At 45.7% G+C, this 5,528-nt stretch carries 6 protein-coding genes and 1 pseudogene; 5 read left to right on the plus strand and 2 right to left on the minus strand.

What is annotated here, in order from left to right:
* Window positions 1-366 precede the first annotated feature (366 nt).
* The 5 genes from petP to IM515_RS06385 all read left to right on the plus strand — a co-directional run bounded on the left by petP (window position 367) and on the right by IM515_RS06385 (window position 4,048).
* Window positions 367-558 carry a cytochrome b6f subunit PetP gene (gene petP / locus IM515_RS06365; protein WP_002742483.1) on the plus strand — a complete coding sequence of 64 codons (192 nt, stop codon included), beginning with the start codon at window positions 367-369 and terminating at the stop codon, window positions 556-558.
* A gap of 22 nt (window positions 559-580) precedes the next feature.
* Window positions 581-1,657 carry a Get3/ArsA fold putative tail anchor-mediating ATPase NosAFP gene (locus IM515_RS06370; RefSeq protein WP_287627817.1) on the plus strand — a complete coding sequence of 359 codons (1,077 nt, stop codon included), beginning with the start codon at window positions 581-583 and terminating at the stop codon, window positions 1,655-1,657.
* A gap of 6 nt (window positions 1,658-1,663) precedes the next feature.
* Window positions 1,664-2,644 (plus strand): chlorophyll synthase ChlG, encoded by a 981-nt coding sequence (gene chlG / locus IM515_RS06375; RefSeq protein ID WP_287627818.1) that lies wholly within the window; start codon window positions 1,664-1,666, stop codon window positions 2,642-2,644.
* Window positions 2,645-3,060: 416 nt separating this feature from the next.
* Window positions 3,061-3,789: a Bax inhibitor-1/YccA family protein gene (locus tag IM515_RS06380; RefSeq protein ID WP_043996014.1), complete on the plus strand. Its 729-nt coding sequence runs from the start codon at window positions 3,061-3,063 to the stop codon at window positions 3,787-3,789.
* A gap of 88 nt (window positions 3,790-3,877) precedes the next feature.
* Complete coding sequence (locus tag IM515_RS06385; protein WP_002742489.1) at window positions 3,878-4,048, plus strand: CAB/ELIP/HLIP family chlorophyll-binding protein; 171 nt, start codon at window positions 3,878-3,880, stop codon at window positions 4,046-4,048.
* Window positions 4,049-4,099: 51 nt separating this feature from the next.
* Here the strand turns inward: IM515_RS06385 and IM515_RS06390 are convergent, their stop codons facing one another.
* Complete coding sequence (locus IM515_RS06390) at window positions 4,100-4,720, minus strand: neutral zinc metallopeptidase (RefSeq protein WP_002766582.1); 621 nt, start codon at window positions 4,718-4,720, stop codon at window positions 4,100-4,102.
* Between the two features lie 275 nt (window positions 4,721-4,995).
* A pseudogene (locus IM515_RS06395) lies at window positions 4,996-5,528 on the minus strand (Uma2 family endonuclease); the annotation flags it as partial.

Genomic DNA, 5,528 nt, shown 5'->3' on the forward strand with positions numbered 1-5,528 from the left:
CGCCTATCGGCACCCCCCTTATCAAGGGTAGATCCCCCCGCCTATCGGCACCCCCCTTATCAAGGGTAGATCCCCCCGCCTATCGGCACCCCCCTTATCAAGGGGGGCAGGGGGGATCGAACCTAAAATCCATTTTTAATTCAATTATAACCAGCTACTTATCTAACTACCTCTTGCCTATTGCCTATTGCCTATCCTAACCAAGAGGTTGATTTTGTCCTATTGCTTAGTATATATGATTGCTAAGTACAGATGATCTGAGAAAGAGCAGTAACCGAAGATCATTGGGGGGTTTATCTTAGACGAATTTATATTAAACTTAGGATTGGTTTATTGAATTATCGTCTTATTAAAACTGTGGAAGTAATGGAAATCGGGCAAAAAGTCAAGGTCTGTCGCTTAAGAGACCGCGTTAACTCGGACGTAGCGGGTAAATTGGGTAAAGTGGGTGTCATCAAAAATTTTAAGATGACCGATGGCAGCGGTGTTGGTGCTGTTGTCCAGTTCGATGATAAGACCGCTACTTGGTTTTTTGAAGATGAACTCAAACTCATCTAAATATAACGCTTAGGAATTAATTATGTCCTTAATTTTGACCTTTTTGGGCAAGGGGGGCAGCGGTCGCAGTACAATAGCGATCGCTTCGGGAAAGAAAATGGCTGGTCTGGGGTCAAAAGTTCTCTTGGTCGGTCAAGATTCTAGTCCCGCTTGGGGATTACTACTCAAGGCCTCCCCTAGCTCCTCTATTACCGAAATTGCCCCCAATCTCGCGGTTATCCAGCTTAATAGTACCCATTTACTAGAAAAAAGTTGGGAAGAAGTCAAGGAATTAGAAAAGCAGTATTTGCGTTCTCCCACCTTGAAAAATGTTTATGGTCAAGAGTTGGGCATTTTACCCGGAATGGATCAAGCTCTAGCCTTAAATTTCCTGCGCGAACAGGATAAAAGCGGAAATTACGATGTCATCATCTACGACGGCAGCGGAGATATCAACAGTCTGCGAATGTTAGGGATTCCAGAGGTGGGCAGCTGGTATTCACGGCGTTTTCGGCAGGTTTTCAGCGATTCCGAGATTGGTCGCACCCTTTCTCCCTTTTTCCAACCAATCGCCGCTGCCGTGCTGAATTTCTCCTTTAATCCCAACGATTTAGGGCAGAAGGGCGATAATAACATCCTAGACGAGGGGCGCTCCGCTTTAGCTAATCCTCGGCGAGTTTTAGCCTATCTAGTCACCAATGATGATCCAATTACGATCGCAGATGCCAAATATCTTTGGGGTGGGGCGCAGCAAATCGGTTTAAATGTGGGGGGAGTGATTTTTAATCGCTGTCAGAGTGCTACGGAGGATTTTGCTCCGCTGCCGGCTGCGATTTTACCCGACCGTCAAGGAGAAGATTGGCAGGAGTTAATCGCCGAGTTACCCAATTTTCTCACGGTGCAGCCGCCCAAACCGTTAATAATCGATACGGCAGCCGGTCAGGTCAAGGTTTATTTACCCGGATTCGAGAAAAAACAGGTAAAACTGACGCAATCGGGTCCAGAATTAACCATCGAAGCCGGGGATCAACGGCGTAATATTGATGTACCACCGCCTCTGACCGGACGAGCGGTAAAAGGGGCCAAATTCCAAGACGGTTACTTAATTATTTCTTTTTAAGGGATTATGTCGAACACCGAGATAGAAAACAAGGATAATCGAGGCGCAAAAACTCGCCAATTATTGGGCATGAAAGGGGCCTCATCGGCAGAAACTTCCCTCTGGAAAATCCGCTTACAATTGATGAAGCCGATTACTTGGATTCCTCTAATTTGGGGGGTTGTCTGTGGGGCTGCTTCATCGGGGAATTATACTTGGTCTTTAGAAGATGTCTTAAAAGCGGCCACCTGTATGTTACTTTCCGGTCCATTGATGACTGGTTATACCCAAACTTTAAATGATTTTTACGATCGAGAAATCGATGCAATTAATGAACCCTATCGTCCAATTCCTTCGGGGGTAATTTCTATTCCGCAAGTAGTCGGTCAGATTTTGGTTTTATTAGCAGGTGGGTTAGGAATATCTTATCTTCTCGATCGCTGGGCCGGTCATGATTTCCCGCTCATGCTCTGTTTAACCCTATTTGGTTCTTTTATTGCCTATATTTATTCAGCACCGCCTTTAAAATTAAAACAAAATGGTTGGCTGGGAAATTATGCCCTCGGTGCCAGTTATATAGCCTTACCTTGGTGGGCAGGTCACGCCCTTTTTGGTCAGTTAAATTGGACAATTATGATCCTAACCCTCATCTATAGTCTGGCGGGTTTAGGAATTGCTGTAGTTAACGACTTTAAAAGTGTGGAGGGTGACGAAAAATTAGGCTTAAAATCCTTGCCAGTTATGTTTGGAATTACCACCGCAGCTTGGATTTGTGTGATTATGATCGATGTTTTTCAAGCAGGAATTGCTGGATATCTGATTAGTATTCATCAGAATCTTTATGCCGCTATTTTACTGTTATTAATTATCCCTCAGATCACTTTCCAAGATATGTATTTTCTGCGGGATCCGCTCAAAAATGATGTCAAATATCAAGCCAGCGCCCAGCCTTTCCTAGTGTTAGGAATGTTGGTGACAGGTTTGGCTTTAGGTCAGGGGATACTCTGAAGATTGTAGTTAATAAAAACTGTAAATATCCAGTTTATTAGGACATAATCGCCTTGAATTGGGCTTCTGTTTACGGTAACTTGATCAGTCAAGAGGGGAGAAAATAGATTTTGAGTTCGATCCCCCCTTAATCCCCCCTTGATAAGGGGGGTGCCGATCCCCCCTTAATCCCCCCTTGATAAGGGGGGTGCCGATCCCCCCTTAATCCCCCCTTGATAAGGGGGGTATCTGACAATTTTTAACACCTACCTACTTAGCTCGATCCCTAGTCTTTTCGTTACAATCAAGAGGTGATTGTGCTGGAGGGGAAAACTTTCTTTCTTCTCGGCCAACTATTCGGCATTCTTGACGAACTAATCAAGAATAGTTTCTGTTTAACAAGATTGATTGAGACAAGTATCTCGAACCTAGTCACCATGAGTAATACCAGTAATTTTCGCCAAGCTTTACGCGAGGCTAAAAGCCAAGCACTTATCGGCCCCAATGTTATCCCCAAGGCCCTGCCCTATCTCGGTGGCGGTCTAATTTTGACTGCGGTGGGAACCTATGGCGGTTTAGGTGTGATCCAATCCTATCCCCAGATTTTCTTCCCGACTTTCTTTGTCGCCCTGGTTGCCGAGATTATTTTATTTTTTGTCGCCCGCAATACTGCGGAAAGAGGCAATACAGGCACTGCTCTGCCCCTACTGACTCTCTATAGCCTTCTTTCTGGCTATACTCTCAGTGGAATCGTCTATGTGGCCTTAGGTACTTCCGGTGTTGGTTTGCGAGGAGTGGCAATTGCTGCCCTCGGTTGCGGCATCGCTTTTGTCTTGGGACGGAATATCGGCTCGAATCTGTCGGAAAAAGATGGTTTAGCCCTGACTCAAACCGTTAGCATCGGTATTCTCGCTCTCTTTATTGTTCTCATTGGTCAGCTAATTTTCTCTATCTTTGGTGGTGCTACTCCCACCTGGTTAGAAATTGCTATTTCTGGCATCGGGGTTTTCCTGTTTGCAGGCTCCGCAGTGGTGGACTTTTACATCTTGCCCCGTACCTACAGAGATGAGCAGTATCTCAGTGCTGCTTTATCGATGTATTTGACCTATATCAACCTATTTATCTTTATTCTGCGCCTTTTAATCGCTCTTAACGGTCGAGATTAGGGCAAATAGAGAGGAGTTAGAAATTAGTTACAACCTAACTTCTAACTCCGCTAGAATAGTAAAGAAATGTAAACGGACTGTAAAGATCATGACTGAACCACAACCGACTCAAACCCCCAAATTAGAAGATCCCAAATTTGGTTTTAATGACTATGCCGAGCGCCTCAACGGTAGAGCCGCTATGATTGGTTTTGTGATCACCCTGTTGATTGAGTATCTAACTGGCCAAGGTCTGCTATCTTGGTTAGGGTTACAGTAGTTTTTTAAACTTTTTTAGGCATTCTAGGGGAAATAGAGCCTTGAGTGTTAGTTAACGCATACAAGCTTGATGATTTTCCCCGTAGAATCCTTGCAAGACCGAATCACCTCGCTGTTGTGGTGTGCCGTGGGAGCGATTAGGAGCTTCAAAATCGCCCACTTCCGAGGCCGCTTCCGCTAGAAGTTTTCCTGCTAGTATATAATCCTGTTTGGATAAACTTCTTGCTTCGGTAAATAACCAAGAAAGGGTATCTCCCGCTAGACAATCGGCCTGTAATTCAATGCCGATGCTCATTCCACCTTCATCGATGCCACCGATACCCCGATTCCACTGAACAGCGTGAGCGGCCTCATGAGCGACGGCGTAAAGGGGAAATAGAGGATTATCGCTAATACCAGTAACTTGCTTGAGATTGACGTAGATTGTATTATCTACAGTGCAGAAAGCCGCTAGGGAAATTACGCCGCAGGGAGTGGTTATCGGGCCATTGCTTAACAAATACTTAAAATTGATCTGGTGTAATTGAGCCGTATATTCAATTACCGCTTCTAGGGCATCCGTAATATCGTCTGCTTGCGCTCTCTGGGCTAGAGGGGATAAAATCAAGAGGGAACTACAGGAAACAGCAGATATCAGGGATAATAACCGTTTACGGCCAGAGTTAGGTTTCATGATACTAACAAAGTCGGGAGTGAGGAAGAAGTTTAATTGATCTGAATTAGCCTACTGCTACGATCACAATTTTAAAAGCCATGTATAAGACTTCCAGAGAAAATACAGAATTTACGCGGCTTTTGATCGAAGTTGACAGAATTTCTCCTCAAGGTTGAGGAAATTAATTTGGCATGACCACTGATTGTGTTGAAAATCTGCTCGTCAGTCAGGCAAAAAGCTCCCCATCAGGTCATTTCCCCATCTCCCCACCCCGAACATTCGTTACACTTGTACTACAAGTCTATCCCCATTTCTCGCAAACGAGCCGCCAGCCGTTGAGAACGCTGTCTTTCCGCTTCCAGAGCTTGCTGAGTAGCATTTAATTGCTCCTGTGCTGCAGCCGCCTGCTCCTGTGCTGCAGCCGCCTGCTCTTGTGCTGCAGCCGCCTGCTCCTGTGCTGCAGCCGCCTGCTCCTGTGCTGCAGCCGCCTGCTCTTGTGCTGCAGCCGCCTGCTCCTGTGCTGCAGCCGCCTGCTCCTGTGCTGCAGCCGCTTGCTCCTGTGCTGCTTCTTCTGGCAAGGGGATTAAATTGCCTTCTGGGTCATAAAATCTCGCCCAAATTGCCGTTTCTCGGTCAATAGTACCCTCCCAAGTTCCCAACCAATAGCCTAAGGTTTCGCACCATAACCAGCCGCGCTCGTTTCGTTCTAAAGAATGGTAGCGTTGGTCGGCCCCTAAATGCCATCCTTGTAAAGAATTGGCATCAAAAGGATCGTAGATGAAATAATCCGGCGTGCGGAAGGTTCCCTCATAAATTGCCTTTTTTC

Origin of the sequence: Microcystis sp. M44BS1 (genome assembly GCF_020244875.1) — a bacterium.
Classification (GTDB): domain Bacteria; phylum Cyanobacteriota; class Cyanobacteriia; order Cyanobacteriales; family Microcystaceae; genus Microcystis; species Microcystis panniformis.

Coding starts and splice junctions, on each gene's coding strand:
- chlG (WP_287627818.1), top strand. CDS start 1,664: ATGTCGAACACCGAGATAGAAAACAAGGATAATCGAGGCGCAAAAACT.
- IM515_RS06385 (WP_002742489.1), top strand. CDS start 3,878: ATGACTGAACCACAACCGACTCAAACCCCCAAATTAGAAGATCCCAAA.
- IM515_RS06380 (WP_043996014.1), top strand. CDS start 3,061: ATGAGTAATACCAGTAATTTTCGCCAAGCTTTACGCGAGGCTAAAAGC.
- IM515_RS06390 (WP_002766582.1), bottom strand. CDS start 4,720: ATGAAACCTAACTCTGGCCGTAAACGGTTATTATCCCTGATATCTGCT.
- petP (WP_002742483.1), top strand. CDS start 367: ATGGAAATCGGGCAAAAAGTCAAGGTCTGTCGCTTAAGAGACCGCGTT.
- IM515_RS06370 (WP_287627817.1), top strand. CDS start 581: ATGTCCTTAATTTTGACCTTTTTGGGCAAGGGGGGCAGCGGTCGCAGT.